This window comes from Streptomyces sp. NBC_00490, from assembly GCF_036013645.1.
GTDB lineage: Bacteria > Actinomycetota > Actinomycetes > Streptomycetales > Streptomycetaceae > Streptomyces > Streptomyces canus_F.
On record NZ_CP107869.1, the window covers coordinates 6,313,286 to 6,337,563 of the forward strand.

Annotated in this window: 21 protein-coding genes; 12 read left to right on the forward strand and 9 right to left on the reverse strand. The window is 71.2% G+C overall.

Annotated elements, in window-relative coordinates; all coding sequences use genetic code 11:
- Positions 1-176 precede the first annotated feature (176 nt).
- On the forward strand, positions 177-554 hold the full coding sequence (locus OG381_RS28865; protein WP_327718993.1) for a hypothetical protein: 378 nt from the start codon (positions 177-179) through the stop codon (positions 552-554).
- A gap of 78 nt (positions 555-632) precedes the next feature.
- Here the strand turns inward: OG381_RS28865 and OG381_RS28870 are convergent, their stop codons facing one another.
- Positions 633-3,200, reverse strand: a complete 2,568-nt coding sequence (locus OG381_RS28870) for an N-acetylmuramoyl-L-alanine amidase (protein ID WP_443062050.1) — start codon at positions 3,198-3,200, stop codon at positions 633-635.
- A 351-nt stretch (positions 3,201-3,551) separates the two neighbouring features.
- On the opposite strand from OG381_RS28870, the gene OG381_RS28875 reads away from it, so the two are divergent.
- The 6 genes from OG381_RS28875 to OG381_RS28900 all read left to right on the forward strand — a co-directional run bounded on the left by OG381_RS28875 (position 3,552) and on the right by OG381_RS28900 (position 8,773).
- A complete protein-coding gene (locus OG381_RS28875) occupies positions 3,552-3,986 on the forward strand; it encodes a hypothetical protein (protein WP_307026764.1) in 435 nt (144 codons plus the stop codon).
- Positions 3,983-5,203 (forward strand): DUF4241 domain-containing protein, encoded by a 1,221-nt coding sequence (locus tag OG381_RS28880; protein ID WP_327718995.1) that lies wholly within the window; start codon positions 3,983-3,985, stop codon positions 5,201-5,203. Before OG381_RS28875 ends, OG381_RS28880 begins: the two co-directional genes overlap by 4 nt.
- 182 nt (positions 5,204-5,385) lie before the next feature.
- A complete protein-coding gene (locus OG381_RS28885; RefSeq protein WP_266822883.1) occupies positions 5,386-6,006 on the forward strand; it encodes an RNA polymerase sigma factor in 621 nt (206 codons plus the stop codon).
- Positions 6,007-6,054: 48 nt separating this feature from the next.
- Entirely contained in the window at positions 6,055-6,771 is a 717-nt protein-coding gene (locus OG381_RS28890; protein ID WP_327718996.1) for a hypothetical protein, read from the forward strand.
- 296 nt (positions 6,772-7,067) lie between these two features.
- On the forward strand, positions 7,068-7,730 hold the full coding sequence (locus OG381_RS28895) for an RNA polymerase sigma factor (protein WP_327718997.1): 663 nt from the start codon (positions 7,068-7,070) through the stop codon (positions 7,728-7,730).
- Positions 7,730-8,773, forward strand: a complete 1,044-nt coding sequence (locus tag OG381_RS28900; RefSeq protein WP_327718998.1) for a hypothetical protein — start codon at positions 7,730-7,732, stop codon at positions 8,771-8,773. Before OG381_RS28895 ends, OG381_RS28900 begins: the two co-directional genes overlap by 1 nt.
- Positions 8,774-8,962: 189 nt before the next feature.
- Here OG381_RS28900 and OG381_RS28905 read toward each other — a convergent pair whose 3' ends face one another.
- The gene (locus tag OG381_RS28905) at positions 8,963-9,769 is read right to left on the reverse strand and encodes a L,D-transpeptidase family protein (RefSeq protein WP_327718999.1); all 807 of its coding nucleotides are present in this window, start codon (positions 9,767-9,769) and stop codon (positions 8,963-8,965) included.
- A 139-nt stretch (positions 9,770-9,908) separates the two neighbouring features.
- Between OG381_RS28905 and OG381_RS28910 the strand changes: the two genes are divergently transcribed.
- Both OG381_RS28910 and leuE read left to right on the forward strand, forming a co-directional pair.
- Positions 9,909-11,489, forward strand: coding sequence for an acyl-CoA mutase large subunit family protein (locus OG381_RS28910; protein WP_327719000.1), 1,581 nt, complete (start codon positions 9,909-9,911; stop codon positions 11,487-11,489).
- An 18-nt stretch (positions 11,490-11,507) separates the two neighbouring features.
- A complete protein-coding gene (gene leuE / locus OG381_RS28915) occupies positions 11,508-12,155 on the forward strand; it encodes a leucine efflux protein LeuE (protein WP_327719001.1) in 648 nt (215 codons plus the stop codon).
- Here the strand turns inward: leuE and OG381_RS28920 are convergent, their stop codons facing one another.
- A complete protein-coding gene (locus OG381_RS28920; RefSeq protein ID WP_327719002.1) occupies positions 12,156-13,565 on the reverse strand; it encodes an FAD-dependent oxidoreductase in 1,410 nt (469 codons plus the stop codon).
- Positions 13,566-13,638: 73 nt separating this feature from the next.
- On the opposite strand from OG381_RS28920, the gene OG381_RS28925 reads away from it, so the two are divergent.
- On the forward strand, positions 13,639-14,295 hold the full coding sequence (locus OG381_RS28925; protein ID WP_327719003.1) for a TetR/AcrR family transcriptional regulator C-terminal domain-containing protein: 657 nt from the start codon (positions 13,639-13,641) through the stop codon (positions 14,293-14,295).
- Positions 14,296-14,344: 49 nt separating this feature from the next.
- Here the strand turns inward: OG381_RS28925 and OG381_RS28930 are convergent, their stop codons facing one another.
- Complete coding sequence (locus OG381_RS28930; RefSeq protein ID WP_327719004.1) at positions 14,345-15,232, reverse strand: class I SAM-dependent methyltransferase; 888 nt, start codon at positions 15,230-15,232, stop codon at positions 14,345-14,347.
- A 64-nt stretch (positions 15,233-15,296) separates the two neighbouring features.
- A complete protein-coding gene (locus OG381_RS28935) occupies positions 15,297-16,415 on the reverse strand; it encodes an acyltransferase family protein (RefSeq protein WP_443061942.1) in 1,119 nt (372 codons plus the stop codon).
- Positions 16,416-16,634: 219 nt separating this feature from the next.
- Between OG381_RS28935 and OG381_RS28940 the strand changes: the two genes are divergently transcribed.
- Both OG381_RS28940 and OG381_RS28945 read left to right on the forward strand, forming a co-directional pair.
- Positions 16,635-18,098 carry a tetratricopeptide repeat protein gene (locus OG381_RS28940; protein ID WP_327719005.1) on the forward strand — a complete coding sequence of 488 codons (1,464 nt, stop codon included), beginning with the start codon at positions 16,635-16,637 and terminating at the stop codon, positions 18,096-18,098.
- Positions 18,095-20,416: a glycosyltransferase gene (locus OG381_RS28945; RefSeq protein WP_327719006.1), complete on the forward strand. Its 2,322-nt coding sequence runs from the start codon at positions 18,095-18,097 to the stop codon at positions 20,414-20,416. Before OG381_RS28940 ends, OG381_RS28945 begins: the two co-directional genes overlap by 4 nt.
- Before the next feature lie 37 nt (positions 20,417-20,453).
- On the opposite strand, the gene OG381_RS28950 is transcribed toward OG381_RS28945, so the two are convergent.
- From OG381_RS28950 to OG381_RS28965, 4 genes are all read right to left on the reverse strand, one after another.
- Complete coding sequence (locus OG381_RS28950; protein ID WP_327719007.1) at positions 20,454-20,768, reverse strand: DUF6193 family natural product biosynthesis protein; 315 nt, start codon at positions 20,766-20,768, stop codon at positions 20,454-20,456.
- Between the two features lie 19 nt (positions 20,769-20,787).
- Positions 20,788-21,765, reverse strand: a complete 978-nt coding sequence (locus OG381_RS28955) for a hypothetical protein (RefSeq protein WP_327719008.1) — start codon at positions 21,763-21,765, stop codon at positions 20,788-20,790.
- Positions 21,766-21,903: 138 nt separating this feature from the next.
- Positions 21,904-23,247 (reverse strand): alpha-2,8-polysialyltransferase family protein, encoded by a 1,344-nt coding sequence (locus tag OG381_RS28960; protein ID WP_327719009.1) that lies wholly within the window; start codon positions 23,245-23,247, stop codon positions 21,904-21,906.
- Positions 23,247-24,233, reverse strand: coding sequence for a glycosyltransferase family 2 protein (locus OG381_RS28965; RefSeq protein ID WP_327719010.1), 987 nt, complete (start codon positions 24,231-24,233; stop codon positions 23,247-23,249). The genes OG381_RS28960 and OG381_RS28965 overlap by 1 nt, the downstream gene beginning before the upstream one ends.
- Positions 24,234-24,278: the final 45 nt, after the last annotated feature.

The window sequence follows — 24,278 nt, forward strand, 5'->3', positions numbered from 1 at the left end:
GGGACGGCGAACCGTCACTCCCGGGCAAAACGCGCACTTGAGAGCGGACTGTGCCCGTCGTGGGGCGGAGGTGGGGCGGTCCTGCGCCGGTATCGCGAATCGGGCCGGAAACGGGTGACGAACCGGCCGCGCCGCACGCTCTTGGGGATGTGACGACACATGTGACGACACACCAGATGACCAGGCCCCCGGCGGCGGCGAAGCCGATGCGGTGGGCGGCGGACGCGGTCGCGACGATGCGCGAGGGCGCGCGGGTGCGGCTCGACTACTCGGCGCAGAGTCTGTGGCGCGTCGACCGGATGGTCGAGGACCTGCGGCGCGAGGGCACGCCGTACGACGCCGTCGAAGCGGTGCTGCGCGGTTTCGGCGCGTACGCGGGTGAGGTGATCGCCCGTCAGTCCGGTGCCGAGTGGTGGACGAGCGGGGGTGACCACTGGATCCGTACGCCCGACGGGCTGCTGTGGGATCCGATGGACGAGGCCAAGCGGTGTTTCGCCGGGCACGGGTCGCTGCGGCTGCTGTGCCGGGACGCCACGGGTGCCGCCCGGCCGTAGGGGCCGCTCCTCGGACCGCTCACTGAGACTGCTGGGGCCCCGCCCACTGCACGGGGCCCCAGCAACCGTTCCGGTGCCTTACGGCGCCAGCACCTGGCCCAGCCGCGCGTCCGTCGGTGTCGCCAGCGTGGTCCTGCTGTAGATCACCGCGTCCGCGTACCCGAGGCCCGTGCCGCTGCTCGGCAGGTGCAGGAGGATGCCGTCGCCGGCGTCCTCGTTGTCGGCGCCGAAGGTGAGGTCGGCGCGGCCGTAGCCGGAGAGGTCGGTCAGGGAGACCGAGGAGCCGAAGCGGTCGTCGGTCTCGGTGGACCCGGGGATGCCCGAGGTGTCCTGCGAGACCGCCACCGAGCCGGCGCCCGTGAGCCCCGACGCCGTGCCCTTGACCAGGATCGCGTTGCCCGCGTTGGTGCGGTTCACCCCGTCGCGGACCAGGTCCTCGCCCGGGGCGCCCGCGAGGACGTCCGCGTAGCCGTCGGCGTCGTAGTCGCTGACGGAGACCGAGCTGCCGAGCGCGTCGCCGGACTCGTCGCCGCCGGGGACGGACGCCGTGTCCTGGTGGATGACCGTCATGCCCGTGGTCGTGAAGCCGGTCGACGTGCCCGGCACCATCGTGATCTGGCCGCCCGACTTCCCGCCGGACTCGGCGGCGACCGGCTGGCCGATGACGATGTCGTCGTAGCCGTTGCCGTTGACGTCACCGGCGGCGATGGACCGGCCGCCCTTGACGGAGATCACGCCGGCCTTGGTCAGTCCGGTCGCCGAGCCCGCGAAGCGGACCACGCGGCCGATGGAGCCGGTGTCGCGGTAGTTGAGGGCGACGTCCGCGTAGCCGTCCCGGTTGAAGTCGCCCGTCGCGGCGTCCAGGTAGGCGACCGCGCCGGAGGCGGAGGTGAGGGTGCCGTACGTGTACTTTCCGGCGCCCAGCCGTGCGTTCCAGTTGCCGCCCTTGCCGGTGCCCGCCGAGAAGACGTCGGCCTTGCCGTCGCCGTCGAAGTCACCGACGGCGACCGTCGAACCGAGCTTGGCACCGGCCGCCGTGACGCCCGAAGTGGTGTACGAGAAGCCGGTGTCCAGCGCCGGTCCGTACATCACCGTGACGTTGCCCCGGTCGGCGTTGCCGCTGGTGTCGTCCTCGCCGGGGGAGCCGACGGCGAGGTCGGCGTAGCCGTCGCCGTTGACGTCGCCCCAGGCGGCCGAGGTGCCGAAGGCGTCACCGGTCTCGGAGGAACCGGGGACGCCCGCGCTGTTCTGGGTGAGGGTCACCTTCGACGCCGTGACGGGTCCGTCGGCGCTGCCCGGGATCACCTTCACCGCGTTCGCCTTCGGTACGCCCGTGACCAGGTCGGTCACGCCGTCGCGCTGGTAGTCGGAGGTGGGGAGGGCGTGCGAGATGCCCGGCGTCTTCGCGAGCGTGGCGATCCTCGACAGCTTCGCGTAGAGGTTGGCGCCGGGGCAGGCCGTGGCGTTGGTGTCCCGGTGCCCGAAGACCCGGGGCAGCGTGATCGAGGAGCCCTTGGCGACCTTGTTGCCGTCGACGCCCGCGTCGCTGCCGGAGACCAGGGTGACCTTGCCGGTCGGGTCGATGCCGTACATCCCGAACTTCCACGCCACGATCCGCGCGATGGCGTCGAGCGCGGCCTTGCTCGGCTTGGCGCTCTCGTAGTTGCCGATGTACGAGATGCCGACCGTGTTCGTGTTGAACCCGATGTCGTGCGCGCCGGTCACCGGCAGGTCCGTGCCGCCGCTGCGGCCCTCGAAGATCTGGCCGCACTTGTCGACGACGAAGTTGTAGCCGATGTCGTAGTAGCCGCGCGCGAAGTGCTCCTGCTGGATGGAGCGCAGCCGGGCCCGGGAGTCGGCGCAGGACAGGGTGTTGTCGCTGTCCATGCCGGTGTGGTGGATGACGGCGGCCTTGATCTCGGTGCCGTAGCCGGGTGTGCCGTCGTAGTCCGTGGAGGCGCCCCACTCGGCCTGGGTGATGATCGGTGGCTTCACGACCGTGGAGGCGCGCGGGGCGGGGACGGTGGAGGTGGGGGAGGGGGACGCGGTGGGGGAGGCCGACTCCGAGGCCGACTCCGAGGGAGTGCCGCTCGGCGTCTGTGTGACCGTCTCCGTCGGGTCGGCCGTGGGGCTCTCGGTCGCCGTCGCCGTCGGCGTGCTCGTCGTCACCGCCGCGGGCGTCTGGGTCTCCGCGACGAACACCGCCGGTTCCACCCCGCTGCCCTCGGGATCCGTACCGGGGTCGAGGAGTTTGACGTCCATCCCGGCCGGCTGCCCGCCCGCCTCCGTGCCGTCCGCGTTCACGATGCGCACCTCGACGCCGTCGGAGTCACCGGTCCACAACGACTCCGTACCGCCCCGCAGCGCGGCCCGCTCGCCCTCGGCGCCGTCGGCCTGGCTCGGGTCGTCCCGGAGCTTCTGCCAGCCCGACCACGTGCCCGACTCGGCGTCCCGGGTGCGCACTTCGGCCGTGCCCGGGGACTTCGCGTCGGGGTTGTCCCAGGTGACGAGGACCGCGCTGAACCGGTCCGTCTCCCGCCGGTCGAGCCCCTTGCGGCCCGCGCCCTCGCTCTGCAGCCTGAGCGAGTGGACGGCCGCCTCACGTCCCCCGGCCTTGCTGTCGGACTGCGCTCCCGGATCGGCCATGGCGTACGTGGCGATGCCCGCACCGCTCAGCAGAACGGCCCCGGCGGTCAGCCAGGCCCGTCTTCTGAGACTGAGCGGTCTGTACGCACGGCTGTTGCGAGGATTCAAGAATCCCACCCCTGAAAGATGAACACGGTCGTATCGGCCGCCACTTGGGCAGCACCTACAGACAGCGCGCAGCTTTGGCCAAACATCACGCGTTCCGTGACCGGGACGTACGAGAAAACAAAAGGTTGCACGGAGTCTGTGAGACATCTGTGTGGGAAGGGCCACGCCCGTGACGCGTGATGTTCCCGGGGCGGCATCCGCTGGGACAGCGGGGAGTGCAAGCCGAACGAAGGGGTGGGGCCCATGGAGAAGCAGGCCGAGCGGGTGCCGTGTGCGAGCGGGATGCGGGCACGGGCGGCGGAGTTCGTCGCCCGGGTCACCGCCCGCAACCGGCTGCCGCTGGACTACTCCGTGGCCAGCCTGCGGGTCGTCGACTTCCTGGTCGACGGGTTGCGCAAGGGGGGCGCCGACCGGGAGCGGGTGAGCGGGCCGCTGCTCGCGCTGGGTGCCTACGTCGGGGAGGTGCTGGTGCGCCGGGCGGGCGCGGTGTGGGTGGATCTGGACGAGGCGCAGCGCGGGTACTTCGGTCAGCCGGTCGGCGTCCGGATGCCCGACGGCCGGGTCTGGAACCCCCTCGGCAAGGTCCTCAACCGCTTCGAGGCGGGCGGCCCCGAGGAGTCCCTGCAGACCTTCTATCTGACGTTGCACGGGCGGGCCCGGCGAAGGAGCGCGGCGTGAGGCGGACCATCGACATCGCGTACGGCACGGGCTGGGACGCCGGGTCCGTCCTCGGGCCGATGGGTCCCGAGGAGGCGGCGGCGCGGGACGCGGCGGGGCAGCCGTACGCCGTCGTACTGCGGCAGACCGGCGGGGCCGAGGCCGTCGTGGCGCAGGTGGCGCGGGCGCGGAACTTCCTCGGCGTAGCCGTGTACGACGCCCAGGGGCGGCGCTTCCTGGAGGTCGACCTGCGGCAGCTGGACGCCGACCGGCTCTTCCTGCGGCGCCGGAGCGCGTGGGCCTACCCGGACGACCTGGCGCCCGAGTTCGCGCCGGACGCGGGGCGGGTCACGGTGACGCTGTGGCCGGACGGGCGGGGCTCCGAGGTCGTCGAGCCACAGGGCGACAAGGGCGGCGCGCGGCACACGACCGCCAAGGTGCCGGACGAGCAGCGGTGGTTCGAGGTACCCCGGTTCGGGTGCTGGGAGCGGCTGTTCGCGCCGCTGGGCATCGAGGGCGCGGACCGCGTCGAGCTGCGGGAGATCACGGACGTACCGCGGGGCGAGACCGTCGAGCCCAACTGGCGGGCGCCCGAAGGGATGCGGCCCGCGTATCTGGCCGAACTGTTCGTCGCGGGCACCCGGTTCTCCTCACCCGACGGCGAGTACACCGTGCGCGAGCCGATCGAGGCGGGGACGCTGCTGCTGCCCAGCGGGCGGCTGGTGGCGAAGGACCCCACGTACGGGGCGAGCGACGAGGACGCCGGGTTCACCGCGACCGTGGCGCCCGGGAGGTACCCGGTGCAGATCGCCCGCGCCGCCGCGAGGTTCGAGGAGTACGTCGCCGCGCGCGTCCTGGTCTCCGGCCGGCCGGCCGTGCGCTGGGAGGCCGCGCTGCTCGACGGGCAGGACGAACGGCTGCTGGGCGAGGGCGAGTTCTACGGCTTCGGGGTCGACGCCGGTACCGCCGCCTTCACCGACGCCACCGCCGCCCCCGACCTCGGACGCCGGTACTGGGACGGCCTCGTCGCCGGTACGCAGGAGGAGGACGCCCACGGTGTCGCGGTCGTCGACGACCCGGCGAACGGCACCAACCTCGTCGCCTACCCGAGCGGCCGGGGCGACGGCTCCTACCCGGTGTGGGTGGGCCGGGACCGGGAGGGCGAGGTCACGTGCTTCGTGGCGGACATGCTGATCCTGCACCGGGCGGAGCCGAGCACGGCACAGGCCCTCACCTGACCAGGTCGTGGACGCGGCGGACCGGGGAAGCCCGTAGCGTCCACGGCCGCCCCCGCGACACGCGGGGCGCAGTGACACATTTGTGGCGTCCGGCGCTGTTGACCGTGGGGGGACTCCCCGCAGGGGGCGGTCGCGTAGAACAGTTCCGGACCGCCACGAACCGGTACGAACGAGGACAGTTCTTGGGTCGAGGAGGGGAACCCCGCCGCGTGCAGGCGTACGACGGGGAGCTTGGCGCGGCCGTCGCGCGGGCCCAGGAAGGTGACGAGGCCGCCTTCGCGGTCGCGTACCGGCTCGTGCAGCCCGGTCTGCTCGGCTACCTCCGCGGGATCGTCGGCGACGACGCCGAGGACGTGGCCTCCGACGCCTGGCTGGAGATCGCCCGCGACCTCGGCCGGTTCAAGGGCGACGGGGCGGGCTTCCGCGGCTGGACCGCCACCATCGGCCGGCACCGGGCGCTGGACCATCTGCGCCGGCTGAAGGTGCGGCCCCGGTCGGCGGCGCTGGAGCAGGACGTACTGGATCTGCCGGGCCCGCACAGCACCCACGACCAGGCGCTGGAGTCCATCTCCACGGACCACGCCCTGGAGCTGGTCCGGGGCCTGCCCCGCGATCAGGCGGAGGCCGTGCTGCTGCGGGTGGTCGTCGGCCTCGACGGACCCGCCGCCGCCCGCGTCCTCGGCAAGCGGCCGGGCGCGGTGCGGACCGCCGCCTACCGGGGGCTGAAGCGGCTGGCCCAGCAGCTGGGCGTCGAGAGTGTGACGGATGACGATCCCCGGACGCTGGGGGAGTCGAAGCAGTGAAGGACGACGACGGCGACAGGCCGGACAGGGACAGGGACGGGAACGGGCATGGGTGAAGGGCGGAGCGGCGGCGGGGTCCCCGGCCGTCGGCATGTGCACCCTGGCGGTACCGGTTCCCCGGACACCGGCGGGGCCGACGGCCTGGAGACGCTGCTCGCCGCCGCCATGCGCGAGAACACCGGCCCGCGCGCGAACCCCGCCGGTGCCGAGGGCGAGCGGCAGGCCGTCGCCGCGTTCCGGGCCGCCCGCGACGCCGGGGCGCACCGGGCCCGCACCCGCCGCCGGGACGACTGGCGGCCCCGGGAGCAGCGCCGGCTGTCCCGTTCGCTGCGCACCACGCTCTCCGTGTTCCTGGCCAGCCTCACCCTCGGCGGCGTCGCGTTCGCCACGATCGGCACGGGAGACACGGGCGGCTCGTCGCCCGAGGCAGAGAAGAAGGACCCGCCCCGGCCACAGACATCTGCCCCGGTCCGGCGGCCGTCCACCACGGCACCCGTCCCCGCAAGCCCCTCCGCGCGGCCCGACCGCCCGGTCACCGCCCAGGACACCGAGGCCCACTGCCGCGCCTACGACAAGGTGCGGGGCCGCGGCAACGCGCTGAACTCCACGGCCTGGCAGCGGCTCGTGGACGCGGCGGGCGGCGAGGGGAACGTCGCGCGGTACTGCGCGGACCGGCTGGCACAGGGCGAGAAGACGGACAAGCCCGACAAGCCCGACAAGAGCGAGAAGAACGCCGACGACACGGCCGGCAAGAAGAAGCAGTAGCCCGGCAGGACCCCGCGGCCAAAGCAACGGCCGGGGCCGCCACCCCCCACAGGAGAGGCCCCGGCCGTCGCGCGGCACGGGCCGCGCGGCGACCCGTACTTCCTACAGCGCCATGGATGCGTTTTCTGTCACACCCGGGGAGTACCCGCCCCATCACGAGGTAGTTGCATCCTGTACGGACATGGACGAGCAGCGGTTTCAGGTCGTAACGTGCCTTTCGCGCCGAGCGCGGAAGCGAGAGATCACCGCAATCGCAGGCGGCACCGGGGCCGCGACCATCTACTGAGGAACCATGCGTGCTGGGGGATGACGCGGAGCTGACCGCCGCGGTGCTTGCGGCACAGGACGGGAACGAGACCGCGTTCCGGACTGTGTACCGCGCCGTGCACCCACGGCTGCTCGGATACGTCCGGACGCTGGTCGGCGACCCGGACGCCGAGGACGTCGCCTCCGAGGCATGGCTGCAGATCGCCCGGGACCTCGAGCGGTTCAGCGGGGACGCGGACCGGTTCCGCGGCTGGGCCGCCCGTATCGCGCGCAACCGCGCCCTGGACCACATACGGATGCGCGGCCGCCGCCCCGCCATCGGCGGTGACGAGACCGAGCTGACCGGGAAGGCCGGCGAGTCCGACACCGCGGGCGAGGCCATGGAGTCCCTGGCCACCGACAGCACCCTCTCCCTCATCGCCCGTCTTCCGCAGGACCAGGCCGAGGCCGTGGTGCTGCGGGTGGTGGTGGGCCTCGACGCCAAGACCGCCGCGGAGACGCTGGGCAAACGGCCGGGTGCCGTACGGACCGCCGCGCACCGGGGTCTGAAGAGGCTCGCCGAACTGCTCGGCGGCGATCCGGAAGCGGACGGCGTACTCGACGCGCTCCCGCCCCAGCGAGAACCGCACACTCGTGCGGTGACGTCCGCGAGTGTGACGCATACGCGTCCGCGGACGCAGAAGGACATGTGATGGCCGACAAGCAGTACGGGTGGCTGGACCGCGAAACGGCGGAGCGTTTGCTGCGCGGCGAGTCACTGGACAACGCTGTCGACCCCGCCGACCGCGACGACGCCGAGCGCCTCGCCAAGACCCTCGGCGCACTCTCCGTCGAACCCCCGATGAACAGCGCCGAACTCCCCGGCGAGGCCGCCGCCCTGGCCGCCTTCCGCAAGGCCCACGCGGACCGCGCGACAACTGCCGCCACCCCAGGCCACGCCACCCCCGGCCACGCCTCCTCCGCCGACGCCGGGCTCATCCGCATCGGCGCCCCCGGCCACCGCGCCCCGCGCCCCCGTCACCGGCGGACCGTGCGGGTCGGGCTGGCCGCCGTGGTGGCGTTCGGGATGGTCGGTGGAGTGGTCGCCGCGGCGGCAACCGGAATGCTGCCGACACCGTTCGGGGACGACGAACCGCGGCCCGGAGCCTCGGTGTCGGCCGCCGTCACGCCGGACCGTCCGCTGGTGTCGCCGACGCCCGACGGCGCCGCGAAGGACGAGCCGACACCCGACGGCTCCGTCGGCGCCTCCCCCGATCGAGCCGCCCCGCGTAACGACGCGGGCGGCGCTCCGAGCGCCGACCCCGACGGCCACGGCCCGACGGAAGGCTTCGGCTCCTCATGGGACGGGGCCCGGTCCGCCTGCCGCGACATCCGCGACGGCCGGCGGCTCTCCACCGACCGCAGACGAGCCCTGGAAGGGCTGGCCGGCGGCTCCACGCGCGTGTGGAAGTACTGCAACGACGTCCTGAACACCTCCGACGGCCAGGCCCGCCGGGAAGACGACCGCAAGGACTCGGACAAGGACCCGGACGGTCCGGGCGGCGACGACGACAGCCACCACGGGGTCTCCGGCGGCGATGGACACGGCGACGGCCACGGTCACGGCAACGACCACCACCAGAACGGGGGCCTCGCCACCCCCTCGCCGTCCCCGTCGGACGACGCCACGTTGCGGCCGAAACGCGCCGCCGCCGTCCCCGAACCGTCGCCCAACCCGTCGTACTCCGCCCTGTGACCTGCGTTTCCCCAGGCTGTCGAACTTTTTTCGCGACCGGTGTGACATTTTCGGCCGCGGTGGCGCTGAGATGAGTGAGCCGACTGGTCATCGGCCGTCGCACAGAGCCGGGGTTCCCCCCGTACTCACGGCTCGTGCACCTCGGCGCGGGCGGGACACGTTCCCCCGGTCCCGCCCGCGCCCCACAGGTCACCAGTGCACGACGACCTTGTCGCCGTCGCGGACCTCGTCGAACAGCTCCGCGATCACCGCCTCGTCCCGCACGTTGACGCAGCCGTGCGAGGCGCCCGCGTAGCCCCGGGCCGCGAAGTCGGACGAGTAGTGCACCGCCTGGCCGCCGCTGAAGAACATCGCGTACGGCATCGGTGAGTCGTAGAGCGTCGAGACGTGGTGGCGCGACTTCCAGTAGACGCTGAACACGCCTTCCCTGGTCGGTGTGTACTCCGAGCCGAACCGCACCGGCACGGTGGTGACGGTCCGCCCGTCCACCATCCAGCGCAAGGTGCGGCTCGACTTGCTGATGCACAGCACCCGGCCGGTCAGACAGCGCGCGTCCGGCTTGTCGGCCGGCTGTCCGCCCATCAGATACAGCTCCCACTTGCCGGGCTCGTGCGTCATCCTCAGCAGCCGCTGCCAGGTGACGGTGTCGGTCTCGCCGGTCTTCGGCAGCCCGCGCTTGCCCTGGAACCCCTTGACGGCCTCCTCGGTCGTCCCGTCGTACGTCCCGGTCGGTCCCTCGAAGATCCAGGCCACCTGTCGCAGCCGGGCCTGCAGCTCACGGACGTCACGGCCCGTGTCGCCGGGGGAGAGCAGCACCTTCGGCGGGGCCTTCGTCGGCTCGGCACCGGGCTGGTCGTCCTTCGCGCCGGCCGAGGACGAGGGGGAGCTCTTGGGCAGCTCGACCCGCACCGGGCCCTTCCCGTCGCCGTCGGACGCCTGCACGGTGCAGCCGCCCACGGCCGCCACCGCCACCAGCGCGGCGATCGCTCTCCTCATGCCCTCTGTACGCATGTCCGCCCCCGCCTATTCACCACTTGTGTCACCAGAGATGGCTTCCCGCGGATGACTGGTTGCGAACGGCACGGCATGGTGGTGAACGACCGGCGAGTGATTTCCCAGCGGGAGGCGGCACACCATGGCGCGCGAGTCGGAGTCCGGACTGCCCATCGAACCGGTCTACGGTCCCGGGGACCTGGACGGCTGGGACCCCGTGGAGAAGCTGGGCGAGCCGGGCGCGTACCCCTTCACCCGCGGCGTCTACCCGTCGATGTACACGGGCCGCCCCTGGACCATGCGCCAGTACGCCGGCTTCGGTACGGCGACGGAGTCCAACGCCCGCTACCGGCAGCTGATCGCCCACGGCACGACGGGTCTGTCGGTCGCCTTCGACCTGCCGACCCAGATGGGCCACGACTCGGACGCCCCGATCGCGCACGGCGAGGTCGGCAAGGTGGGGGTGGCGATCGACTCGGTCGAGGACATGCGGGTGCTGTTCGACGGGATCCCGCTGGACCAGGTCTCGACGTCGATGACGATCAACGCGCCCGCGGCCCTGTTGCTGCTGATGTACCAGCTGGTGGCGGAGGAACAGGGCGTACCGGCGCGGCAGCTGACGGGCACGATCCAGAACGACGTGCTGAAGGAGTACATCGCGCGGGGGACGTACATCTTCCCGCCCAAGCCCTCGCTCCGGCTCATCGCCGACATCTTCAAGTACTGCCGGACCGAGATCCCGAGGTGGAACACCATCTCGATCTCCGGCTACCACATGGCGGAGGCCGGGGCCTCGCCCGCGCAGGAGATCGCCTTCACGCTGGCCGACGGCATCGAGTACGTCCGCACCGCGGTGGCGGCCGGAATGGACGTCGACGACTTCGCCCCGCGTCTCTCCTTCTTCTTCGTGGCCCGTACGACGCTCCTGGAGGAGGTCGCCAAGTTCCGTGCGGCCAGGCGTATCTGGGCGCGTGTGATGCGGGACGAGTTCGGCGCGAAGAACCCCAAGTCCCTCATGCTGCGTTTCCACACCCAGACCGCCGGGGTCCAGCTGACGGCCCAGCAGCCGGAGGTGAACCTCGTCCGGGTCGCCGTCCAGGGCCTGGCGGCGGTGCTGGGCGGCACGCAGTCCCTGCACACGAACTCCTTCGACGAGGCGATCGCGCTGCCGACCGACAAGTCGGCGAGGCTGGCCCTGCGCACCCAGCAGGTCCTGGCGTACGAGACGGACGTGACGGCGACGGTCGACCCGTTCGCCGGGTCGTACGTCGTCGAGAGGATGACGGACGACGTGGAGGCGGCCGCCCTCGGCCTCATGCGCAGGGTCGAGGATCTCGGGGGTGCGGTGGCGGCCATCGAGCACGGTTTCCAGAAGGACGAGATCGAGCGCAGCGCGTACCGCATCGCGCAGGAGACGGACTCGGGCGAGCGGGTCGTCGTGGGCGTCAACCGTTTCCGGCTCGACGAGGAGGAGCCGTACGAGCCGCTGCGCGTCGACCCGGCCATCGAGGCCCAGCAGGCCGAGCGGCTGGCCCGGCTGCGCGCCGAGCGCGACCAGCGGGCGGTGGACACGGCCCTGACGGCCCTGAAGAAGGCCGCCGAGGGCGAGGACAACGTCCTGTACCCCATGAAGGAGGCGCTACGGGCCCGGGCCACGGTCGGCGAGGTGTGCAACGCGCTGCGGGAGATCTGGGGGACCTACGTTCCGGCGGACGCGTTCTAGCGTGCGACACTCGCTTTCATGTTCGGTGTCATCGACCTCCCCACCTATCTCGCGGGCCTTGTCCTGATCGTTCTCCTCCCCGGGCCCAACTCCCTGTACGTGCTCTCCGTCGCCGCCCGGCGCGGGGTGCGGGCGGGGTACACGGCGGCGGCCGGGGTGTGGTGCGGGGACGCCGTGCTGATGACGCTGTCGGCCGCGGGGGTCGCCTCGCTGCTCCAGGCCAACGCCGTGCTGTTCGGGATCGTGAAGTACGCGGGCGCCGGGTACCTGACCTGGCTGGCGGTCGGGATGCTGCGGGCCGCGTGGGGGATGTGGCGGGCGCGAGGGGAGGCGGCCGCGGTCGCGGAACCCGGTGCCGCCGATGAGCGGCCCTACCGCCGTGCCCTGGTCATCAGCCTGTTCAACCCCAAGGCGATCCTGTTCTTCGTCGCCTTTTTCGTGCAGTTCGTCGACCCCGGGTACGCGTACCCGGCCCTGTCCTTCGTCGTGCTCGGTGTGCTCGCGCAGTTCGCGAGCTTCCTGTATCTCACCGCGCTGATATTCAGCGGGACGAGGCTGGCGGACGCGTTCCGTCGCCGGAGGCGGCTGTCGGCGGGGGCGACATCGGCGGCGGGGGCGCTGTTCCTGGGGTTCGCGGTGAAGCTGTCGCTCGCCGGCGGCGTGTGACTAGAGGCCCAGGCGCGCCACGTACTCCCCGAGCCCGTCGGCCGTCTCGCCCGCCCAGCCCACGTAGCCGTCCGGGCGTACCAGGAACAGGCCCGTCCCGTACGAAGCCTGTGTGTCTCCCTGTACGACCTTGACCGCCTCCGGCACATCCGGCGCCTCGCCGCCCACCGCCACCAGCGTCCAGTGCGGTCCCCGGAACGCGTCGAAGAGCCGTGTCCCGCCCAGCGGCCCGTCCGGTGCGCGGTCGCCCGCCCGTACCCCGGTCGCCGCGGCCCTCGTCTCCCGGGTGAGGGAGGAGTCCCGGTACCCCAGCCCCAGCTGACGGGTCGCGTCACCGCGCCGGGTCTCCCCGCGGTGGACGCTCGCCGACAGGCCGAGCATGTCCGCGGCGACGGGGCGCCGCTCCTCCTCGTAGGTGTCCAGCAGCGTCGGCGAGGCGCCGCCCCGCAGGACCGCGCCCAGCTTCCAGCCCAGGTTGTAGGCGTCCTGCACGCTGGTGTTGAGTCCCTGCCCGCCGGCCGGTGAGTGCACGTGCGCGGCATCGCCCGCGAGGAACACCCGCCCCTCGCGGAACCGGTCCGCGAGGGCCATGCGGGGCCGGAAGTCCGAGGCCCAGCGGACCTCCGTCACATCCGAGGGGGCGAGGTGGGAGCGGGCGGCGACCACCTTGCGGATGCCGTCAGGTGACACGTCCACCGCGGTGTCCGCGGGGAACTGGGCCGTCACCTGGAAGTCCTCCGTGCCCGCGAGCGGGCAGATCGCCAGGAAGCCGTCGCCCTCCGCGCTCGGCGGGAAGACGTGCCAGTAGTCGCGGTCCAGGCCGGTCAGGCGTACGTCCGCCACCAGCATCGGCTGCGGGTCCACCGTCTCGCCCGTCATCCCGATGCCGAGCGCCCGCCGCACCGCCGAGCGGCCGCCGTCCGCCGCCACCAGATAGCGGGCCCGGACGTCCTCGCCGTCCGTGAAGCGGGCCGTCACTCCTTCCCCGTCCTGGCTGAGACCGGTCAGCTCGCGTCCGAAGGCGACCTCGCCGCCCAGCTCCGCCAGCCGCGCCGCCAGGATCTGCTGGCTCCGCCACTGCGGCACCATCCACGGCGCGTTGTACGGGGAGTCCTCCGTCGCCTCGGCCGGTTCGAACATCTGGTGCTCGCCGACCTGCTTGCCGTCCTGCCAGACCATCCCGACCGGGTAGCTGCCGCCGACGGCGTGGATCGCGTCCAGGACGCCGAGGTCGTCGAAGACCTCCATGGTGCGCGGCTGGATGCCCTTGCCGCGCGAGCCGGGGAAGAGCTTCTCGGCCTTCTCCACCACCAGCGCGTCCACCCCGTGCCGGGCCAGGTCGATACCGAGGGCGAGACCGGTCGGGCCCGCGCCCACGATCAGTACGTCGGTCTGCGTGTCGGTACGCATGCGACCACTCTCCTTAACGCTGTTAAGTTCCGTCGGGTACGAGCGTGCCCTTAACGGCGTTAAGCTGTCAAGCGTGACTACGGAACGACGCGTGCCCCTCGACCGCACCCGGGTCGCGGCCACGGCCCTCACGCTCCTGAACGAGGTGGGCCTGGACGGGCTGACCCTGCGTGCCATCGCCAAGGAACTCGACGTCAAGGCGCCCGCCCTGTACTGGCACTTCAAGGACAAGCAGGCGCTGCTCGACGAAATGGCGACGGAGATGTACCGGCGCATGATCGCCGGCATTCCGCTCGACGCCGACGACACCTGGCAGGAGCGGCTGCTGAAGGCCAACCGCGGGCTGCGTGCCGCCCTGCTCGGCTACCGCGACGGCGCGAAGGTCTTCAGCGGCTCACGCTTCACGAGCCTCGTGCATGTGGAGGCGATGGAGGACAACCTGCGCCTGTTCCTGTCCGCGGGCTTCACCCTCCCCCAAGCGGTCAGGGCCTATTCGACGACGTACCTCTACACCCTCGGCTACGTCATCGAGGAACAGGGCGTCGAGCCCCTCCCCGGCGAACGCCGCGAGGGCTACGACATCGACGAACGCGCCCGCCTGATGTCCGACTTCCCCTTGTCGGCCGCGGCGGGCGCGGAGATCTTCGCGGACTACGAACGCCACTTCGAGGAGGGCCTGGGTCTGGTGGTAGCGGGTATTGAGACGCGGTACGGCAAGCGCGCCCCATAGGGGCGCGGGGAACTGCGCGACCAGCCACAACGTCCCCGCAGCAGACCACTCAGGCGCGGCTTGCCATAACCTTCCGCACGGCCCGCGTGATGACCGGCGGCAACAGATCCACGGCGATACGGCGGGCAGGGGAACGGCGCCGCCCAGGCACCGGCGCCGGCACCGGCTCCGGAGCGACGAAGTGCCGCGACTTGGGAAACTCCGGCCCCCGCACCCCCGTGGACCTAGCCCGGACCAACCGATGCCCCGCCGCTCGCTGCACACTCACCCCGCAGTCCGCCCGCCCCCGAAGCATCTCCAGCAATTCCTCCTGCACCGACGAGGGATCACCCCACGTCCCGTACAGCTTCTGCGTGCTGAGACAGATCGGCCGCAGCCCGCGATTGAGCACCGCCTCCCACGCCGCGACCGACACCCCCGGCGTGTGCTCGGACCGGAAGTCGTCGAGGACCACCACCCCCTCCGGCAGCAGGATCTCCCGAGCCGCACCGATGTCGTCGCGGACATGCTCGTACAGATGCGAGGCGTCGATGTGGACGAACCGGCAGCTCCCCGCCGCGACCTCGGAGGAGATCACCGAGCTCGGCGCCTCGATCACCCTCGGGAGGGTGTCGTGGAAGGAGAGGTAGTTCCGCTCGAAGGCCTGCCGGGTGAGGGAGGCGTACGACTTCGCGGTCTCGGCCTTGTTCGCCCCGTCCGGGGCGTCGCCGCCGAAGAGGTCGCAGACCGTGAACCGCTCGCCCTCCTCCAGGTGCCGGCCGAGCAGGATCGCGCTCTTGCCCATGTAGGCGCCGAGCTCCAGGAGGTCGCCGGCGAAGCCCCGCGTCCGCTGCCGGTCGAGGAGCCAGGTGAACAGGACCTGGTCGAGGGGAGGGAACCAGCCCGGTACGTCGCCCAGTTCGCCGGGGTACGTGTATGTCTGCTGTGCGTTGGCCATGGAGCATGTCTGCTCGCTGGAGCCCGCCCCAGTTTTCCCCGCGCTGAACGTCCGGTGAACAACCTCAGCGGGCCTTGGCCAAGGCCGAACGCAGTTTGGGGGTCAGTGGCTTCTCGACGTAGCGGTTCATCAGCCAGGCCAGCAGCAGCATCGAGGTGACCGTCAGCGCGAACGTCTCCGCGGAGGGCAGCCCGAGCCCGGTGTGCAGAGCGTGGATCACCACCCAGCCGAGGTGCTCGTGGACCAGGTAGAAGGGGTACGTCAGCGCCCCGGCCACCGTCAGCCAGCGCCAGTTCACCTGGTTCAGCCAGCCCAGCGCGATCGCGGTGACGGCGAGGAAGCCGAAGGCGACGACGAGGACGATGCCGAGGGTGGTGCGGTGTGCGAAGGCGTTCGGGTCGGCCGCGTTCCACAGGCCGCGGACCGCGTAGTGCTGCCCGATCAGGAAGCTGACGGCGACGATGCCCCACGCGTAGACGTCCCGCCGGTCGCGGTGGACGAGGTAGAGACCGACACCGCCGATGAAGAAGGGGGCGTACTCGGGCATCAGCACGATGTCGAGCAGCGGCTCCCTTGAGGCCTGCGCGATCGCCGCGGCCAGCGTCCAGCCCGCGCAGAACATGATCACCCGGCGCCGGGAGGCCCCGGGCAGGACCACGCACAGGGCGAACAGGGCGTAGAAGCGGACCTCCGCCCACAGCGTCCAGCACACGCCCAGCACCCGGTCGACGCCCAGCGGCTGCTGAAGCATCGTCAGGTTGACCAGGGCGTCGCTCGGTGCCACCGCCTTGAAGGCGACCGTCGGCAGCGCGAACACCGCCGTGACGAGCACGACCGCCACCCAGTACGCGGGCAGCAGCCGGGACGCGCGGGACGCGAAGAACGACTTCAGCGGTCTGCCCCAGCCGCTCATGCAGATCACGAATCCGCTGATCACGAAAAAGACCTGCACGCCGAGACAGCCGTATGCGAAATACCCGCTCAGCGTCGGGAACTGGTCTTTCGGGGAACTTCCCCAGGCCGTAGTGACCTCGCCGCCCCGGCCGCCGTAGTGGTAGGCCGCCACCATCAGCGCGGCCACCAGACGCAGTCCGTCCAGGGCCCGCAGACGGGTCTCACGGGGAGCTGTCCGGTCCGGCGGCCGGGGTGTGTCGATCACCTGGCGGACCGTCGTCGTGGTCACGGATATCCCCTCGATACAGCTGTTCCTACGGGTGCACACAGGGACATTAGTCCGAATCACAGGGATGTCTTGGCGGGCGATCCAACGATTGGCCGCACGGTCCCGGTGAGTTCACCTGGATGTCGTTTTGGCTTCCTAAATTCCCTCAGAATCCCCCCACACAAGCGGTAAAGCCCAAGAACTCGCCTGAACTTTGGTAAGAAGACAAACAGGAGTGCCATGACGACGGTCCAGAAGAGACGTGCACGGGCGCGTGGAGGGGAGCTGGACGACTGCCTGCGCGCCTGCGCGGTGCACAGCGGAAAGGTCGTCGGCAGCATCGACCGGCGCCGCGTCGAACTCGCGGAGCAGCTGCGCAAGCTGCTCGTGGTGTGGGGCACGACGGCCACGTCCGCCCCCGTGCCCGCCCCGGCCGGCGGCGCCACCGCGCTGCTCAAGCGGGCCGTCAAGGGCGCCGCCACCCCGGCCTCCGCGATCCCGGGCGAGCTCCTCGACGCGCTGCTCGCCGTCGCCAACAAGGCGCTCGAGTGCGGCTACGACGACGAGCTGGACCTCGCCCTGGTCATCAGCGACACCGTCCTCGCCCAGCGCAAGAACTCCCGTGCGGGATGGCGGCTGCGCGCCCGGCTTCTGGAGGCCCTCGGCGAGGAGTCCGAGGCCGTCGAGGCGTACGAGAAGTACCTCGCCCTCACCGACGACGACGGCTTCGGCGTCCGCGCCAAGATCGCCGGTCTGCGTGTCGCGGCCGACAAGGAGCGGGAGCTGCTCGCGCTGCTGAAGCGGCAGAGCCCGCGCGCCGCGGAGTTCACCCGCCGTGCCGCCACCGACGTCTGGGCCGAGGGCCTGGCCGCCCACGCGGTGGGGGACTGGACCGAGGCCGAGCCGCGTCTCGTGGGAGCGCTCCTGACGCTGGCCGCCGAGGGCGCCCCGGTCGCCGACCGGCAGGAACTCCTCAGCCAGTACCTGGACCTGCGCACCACCGAGTCGACGGACCTCGCCTCCCTCACCGAGGCCCTCGCCCTCTACGCCGAGCAGCGCCGCAACCGGATGCGCGGCCCGGTCACCGACCCCACCGTCGGCGGAGTGCAGTGGATCAGCCTCGGCGAGTTCCGCAACCGGATCGCCGGCAAGTCGATCTGTCTGATCGCCAACTCCGGGCGGGTCGGCGCCAGTTCGATGGGCGCCGAGATCGACGCGTACGACCTCGTCGTCCGCTTCAACTCGTACCGGATCGACCCGAAGCACACCGGCAGCCGCACCGACATCCACGCCACCATCCACAAGCACGGCTTCAACTGGGACCAACAGGTCGACACCCGGCTCGTGTTCGGCGGCATCTCCGGCGACTGGAAGTACTCGCTGCGCAACCGGCTCGTCCCCGGCGCCCAGACCCACCTCGGCGACGAGTCGCTGCGCTGGCCCGTGCGCAACATCGGCAGGCTCGGCACCGACGTCTGGTCCGGCATCCCGACCACCGGCTTCAACATGCTGTACCTGCTGGACTTCCTGGACGTCAGCCCGACCCTGGACCTGATCGGCTTCGACTTCTACGAGAGCGGCGCCTACCGCGTCCAGGAGGCGATGAAGCTCGCGATCACGTCCGTGCACGAGTACACCAGCGAGAAGGCATGGGTCATGCAGCGGGCCCAGAGCGTGACCGACATGAGGATCTCCCTGCGATGACCACTGCCCTGCCTGCGACTCAGGCCCCCGCCACCGACGCGCACGCGCTCACCGGCAAGCGCCGCATCGCCTTCGCGTCCTACGTCGACGAGAACTACCTGCCCGGGTTCCTGACCCTCCTGCGCAGCCTCGCGCTCTCCAACCCCGGCGTGTGCGAGGACTTCGTCGTCCTCTACGACGATCTGCGCCCCGGCTCGATCGCGCGGATCCGCGCCCTGCACCCGCGGATCGTCCTCAAGCGCGTGGGCGACACGCACTACGACTCGTACAAGAAGGGCGACCAGGACAACTACCTGGTCCGCAAGGCGTACTTCATCCTCGACGTGTTCAGGATCCGCGAGTACGACACGATCATCACCCTCGACACCGACATGGTGGTCCTGAGCGACCTGAGCGAACTCCTGAAGCTGCGCGAGGGGCTGGCGGCCGTCCCGCAGTTCTTCTACGGGCAGCACAAGCTCAACTCGGGGCTTCTGGTCATCCAGCGCGAGTACCTGAGCGACGAGTTCTGCGCCCGGCTCGACCGGTGCGGCCGCAGCGGCGACTACGAGCTCGACAAGCACGACCAGGGCATCCTCAACGCCGTCCTCGACGGCGACTTCGTGCGCCTGGACCCGCGCTACAACTTCGTCAAGCGGCGGCTGTCCGGAGACCTGCCGGTCCCCGAGGACACCGCGATCCTGCACTTCACCGGCCGCCACAAGCCCTGGCAGGGCGGCGAGGCCGGATACAGCCAGGCGGAGGAGCGCTGGCGCGAGTTCGAGCTGTCGGACGCCGACTTCCAGAGCGCCTACCTCGCCTCCAGCGGCGGCCTCCACCACGACCTGGTCGTCCACTTCGGCACCCCGCACGTCCGGCGCACCGGCGACGTCGAGGTGGCCCGCAAGGTCGCCGCCGCGCACATCGCGAACGGCGACTACCAGGACGCCGTCGACGTCCTGTCCGGCGTCCGGATCCCGCTCGACGAGGCGTGGCCGCACGAGGTCCTCGGCCACGCCCTGATGAGCGTCTCCCGCTACGAGGAGGCGAAGGCCCAGCTGCTGCTGGCCACCGCCGCCCCCAACCGGGCCGCCACGGCGTACGCCCGGCTGGCCCAGATGGCGTGGGTGCACGGCGACAACACGGAGTCCCTGCGGTACGCCACCGCCGGTATCACCGTCGACCCGACCCACCGCTCCAGCCGGCTGTGGGCGCAGCGCGCGGGCGCCGTCCCCTCGCAGGAGCGGGGCAGTGCCGAGGACCAGCTCGCCCACGTCGCCTTCTACATGGACCGGCAGGGCAACGCGGGCGACAAGCTCCTCCCGGAGACCGTCCGGCTCGCCTTCGACCCCGACGTCACCTCACGGCGCTGGCACTCGGTCCACGCCCACCGCCTCTTCGACGAGGCCGCGCTGGAGCGGGTCAACGCGCGGCGGGGCCTGGTCATCGGCGGTGGCGGCCTCTTCATCCCGGACACCATGCCCAACGGCAACAGCGCCTGGCAGTGGAACGTCCCGGACGAACTCCTGAACCGCATCGACGTGCCGATCGCGGTCTTCGCCGTGGGCTTCAACGCCTTCGACGGTCAGTCCTACCGGGCGAACCGCTTCCGCGACTCGCTCCTCCAACTGGTCGAGCGCTCCGCCTTCTTCGGCCTGCGCAACCACGGCTCGATCGAGAAGGTCCGCGCGATGCTGCCGTCGCGCCTGCACGACAAGGTGCGCTTCCAGCCCTGCCCCACCACGGTCATGCGCCAGCTGGTCGCGGGCTGGCAGGACCCGGTCCAGCGCGAGAACACGATCCTCGTCAACGCGGCCTACGACCGCGCGGGTCTGCGCTTCGGCCACGACTACGGCTACTTCCTCGCCCAAATGGCCCAGGCTGTCCGGGACTTGGGGAAGCTCGCCGAGGTGCAGTGCGTGGCGCACTCGCTCGACGACGAGAAGATCGCCTTCGATCTGCGCCGCGAACACGGCATCTCGCTGCCGGTCATCCCGATGTACGACTTCGAGAACGACCAGATCCGCGAGCTGTACGCCCGCACCAAGCTGGTGATCGGCATGCGCGGCCACGCCGGGATGATCCCGTTCGGCGTCGGCACGCCCGTCATCAGCCTGATCTCGCACCCGAAGATGGCGTACTTCCTGCGGGACATCGAGCGCCCGGAGTGGGGCGTCTCGGTCCACGACCGCCACCTCGCGGCCCGGCTGGTCGAGCGCGCGAGCGACCTGCTCGCCGACCACGCCAAGACGGTCGCCGACGTCCACGGCCGCCAGCAGGAGCTGTGGAAGGTCACCGAGGCCAACGCGGCCGACCTCCGGGTGATCCTGGGGAGCTGAGAGACGGCGGGCCCCCACGGCACGGGGGGCCCGCACCTCACTCGTCCGGCAGGTGCTCCAGCACCAGGTCGATGGCCTCCCGTGCCGTCGTCACCCGGCCGAACGACTCCTGCCGGGACGGGCCCATGACGAAGTACGTGCCCCCGTACTCGGACAGGACGAAGGGGATGTCCCACGTCCACGGCTGCTCCGCGGTGCGGCTGAAGTGCAGCTCCCCCATACCGACCCAGGGGAACCGGCGCCGCAGCCGGGGTTCCGCGTAGGCCAGGTCCAGCAGCTCCGGCCGTACGCGCCCGTCGTCCCGCGCCTTCTGCCAGCCCGCCTCTGTCGCCGCGTCCGCGTCCGTGTCCATGGGGCCATCATGCGACAGCTCAGCGGCCGACGGCCCTGTGCAGCAGCCGGGTCAGCTTCGAACCGCCCGGCGACTCCTTCTCGTACGCCTTGCGCAGCTGCTCGAAGTGGTCGGCGCGGGTGCGGCTCAGGTACTCGTCGGAGGTCAGCGGTTTGGCGATCGACCAGGCCCGCCGGTGCTGGCCGTCGTAGTGGGCGACATACGCCTTGGACAGCTCCAGGACGGATTTGAAGGGGATGCCGCCGGTGTGGTCGCGGTCGATCCTCTCCTGGACGGCGGAGATCAGGGCGAGCTTCTCGTCGACGGTGTAGTCGTCCTCGGTGATCCGCGCGAGGACGTCCGAGGGGATCGGCTTCGTCACCTCGAAGGCGAGGGTGGAGCGGATCGGCGGACCGGCGATCTCGATGTACGGCAGCAGCGCGCCGGTGCTGTGGTGCAGCCACGGCAGCCGGGGCCCGGCGAAGTCCTGGTGCAGGACGACCGTCCCGGGCCGCATCCGGGTCAGGAACCGCTCCGACACACACCGGAACACCCGGGCCGTCTTGGCGATGTCGATGTGCAGGAACTCCACGGGGCTGGTGTCCTCGGGGTCCGAGGTCTGCCACAGGTCACCGGCGTGGATCTCCAGGAACGGCAGGAACGGCTCCAGGCGTCCCTTGAAGTCGTCCAGGAAGGAGTTGTCGTCCGCGGGCCGGTGACCGGAGTCGAAGAACTTCTCCGAGGCGAACGTGCCCTTGCCGACCCGGAAGAAGTCGTACGCGTGCAGCCGCCCGCTCTTCTGGTCGAACACGGGGCTCTCGCTCAGGCCGAGCGCGAGCGCGTACGTCGATCCGCCGCCCCCCGAGCCCAGTTCGACGATCCGGTCCCGGCCCGTGAGATGGTGCCGGCCCACCAGGTACAGGAACTGCAGCTCCCAGGCGCTGCACTGGGTGTAGGGCAGGTTCTCCGGCAGGGTGACGGTGTCGAAGAGGGAGTAGAGCCGACCGAGCTTCGTCATGAGTGCCTCACGGGATACGGATAGGCGGTGCCCGTGATCCTAGGGACCTGGACACCGCTTCACCATTGAATCAACGGATTAGCTCGATGGTTGGGCTGTATTTCCATGGCCTTTCCGGGGAGTTCACCCCTCATTCGCTCAGCGCTTCACGGCCTTCCGCAACGCCTTGGCCCGCCGGACCACCCGGCGTGCGGTGGCGTTGCGCGGCAGGAACGACAGCCGCTCCGGGATGCCCCCGGGCAGGCCCAGCGAGGTCAGCCGCTTGCGCTTGAAGTAGCGCTGGGTACGCGGGCCGAAGTGCTGCGAGAGGTAGCGCTCGGCGGCCGGACGCAGCCGCGGGTGCATCTGCGGCTGCATGGTGAAGCCGACCGCGGTGACCAGGGCGTTCAGATCCTCGTCGGGCACCGCGTCCTCGCCCTTGCGGGACTCCAGGTCCGCCAGCACGGCGTCGGCCAGCACCGCCGGGACCCGGTTGCTGTTCTGGTACGGCGTGAGCCGGTCCAGGAGCGGCTCGGTGCCGATGCGGGCGACGGGGAGGCCGTAGAAGACGGACGCCGTGAACAGCGCCGTCGAGAAGCAGCCCACGACCAGCCCCGGCCGGGCCCTCTCGAACAGCACCTCGGCGAGGACGGGGGTGTCCAGGACGGTCAGGTCGACGCCCAGCTTCCCGGCCTCGGTCTCCAGGACGCGGCTGTAGCGGGCCGGCGCGGTGGGGTGCGGCTTGAAGACGACGCTGCGATGCCCGCGCTCGACCGCCCCGCGCAGCATCCGTACGTGCAGGTCCTCCTCCTCCTTGACGGAGAGGATGTTCAGCGCGGACAGATACTGGCCGAGGAGCAGCGCCGAGTTCTCCGGCAGCGCGGGCAACTCCGGTACTGCCTCGCCGAGTTCGCTCAGCACCTTCAGGAACGCGCCCGTCGGCACGACCTGCCCGGGCACGTCGAACTCGGTCAGCAGCATCGGCGTGAGGCCCGGCACCAGGTCCAGGTGGAGCAGCCGGCGCACGCGCGTGCCGACCAGCGGGTCGAGCTTGTTGCGGGTGGGGCCGTAGCTCATCAGGCCGTCCGCGTAGACATGCACGGGGGCGCCGGTGAACAGCTGTGCCACGGTGAGCGCGGGGGTGACCTGGATGGACTCCAGGACCAGCTCGACGCGGTCGTCACCGAGGCCCCAGAGCAGCCGCAGATAGCGCTCGAAGAGCGGGATGTCGTCGGCGCGCGGTGTCCAGGAGCCGGGGTGGAAGGGGCGGATGGCCTCGTTCCAGGACAGCACGTCGTCGAAGTGGTCGCGCAGCGGCTCGAAGCCCGGCATGGCGTCGACCGCCCAAGTGGTCTCCGGGTTCGCCGAGTTGTTGAACACCAGCAGCACCCGCCGCTCCGCCTCCTCGAAGAGGTCGGAGTCGAGCGCGGCGGCCAGGGTGGCGGCCCCGTACAGCGTGGAGGCGCAGAAGATCTGGGTCGTACGACGGGGGTGGGGGGACATCAGGCAGCCGCCTTCGCTGTGGTGACCCGGCGCCGCAGCCGCCGCAGCCTGGACGAGCGGCGCAGGTCCATCGTGTCGAGTACGTCGCCGAGGGCGTCCTGCGGCATCCGCCTTATGGCCGCCGCGCTCATCGCCTGGAGCTGCCGGGCCACACCCGGCTCCCACTTGGCCTCGTCGGAGAGGTGGTGGGCGATGATCGCGCAGTAGGTGCGGACCGCCTTCGGGAGCAGCCGGGCGGCGTCCCGGTCCGTCGCCGTCTCCTCGATGACCTGGTCGAAGGCGCGGATGAAGTCCAGCTGGCGGGCGTCGCCGATCTGGGTGAGCGAGGAGGCGACCCCACGCCGGTAGAACACACCGAGCAGGCTCACCACGGCGAACGACTCCGCCTCGCGGTGCAGCTTCCAGATCCACGGCCGGTCCTCGGCCGTGCGCAGCCCGTCGGTGAAGTGCAGCAGGCCCTTGTCCAGGAGGCGGCGGTGGTAGGCGCCGGCCCACGCGTACGCGTAGTCGACGGACGTCGTCCGGTCGGCGGGCAGGATCGCCTCGCGCGGGTTCAGCACCTCCCCGCGCAGCCCGACCGGCGCCCGGTGGACGGACCGGGCGCGGGCGGTCGCCTGGACATGGTCGGTGCGGATGAAGTCGCAGCCCAGGTCCTCGATGGCCGCCACCAGCTCGGCGAGATAGCCCGGCGCGAGCCAGTCGTCGCCGTCGAGGAAGGTGAGGTACTCGCCCGTCGCCGCGTCCAGTCCGGTGTTGCGGGCGGTGGCGAGACCTCCGTTCTCCTCATGGCGGATATATCTCACCTGCGCGACATCCGAAAGCGACTCGGCGGCCCGTTCGAGAATGGCCGGTGTCTCATCCCTGGATTTGTCGTCGACCAGGATGAACTCGAAGTCGCTCCGGGCGTTCATCCGAAGAGTTCTGAGGGTGTCCGGGGCGTATTGCTGCACGTTGTAGAACGGCACGATCACGGAAAGCTTTGGCACCCGAGAAACGGTAGAAGGCCGCCCGGCAGGGGAACTGGACGGTGA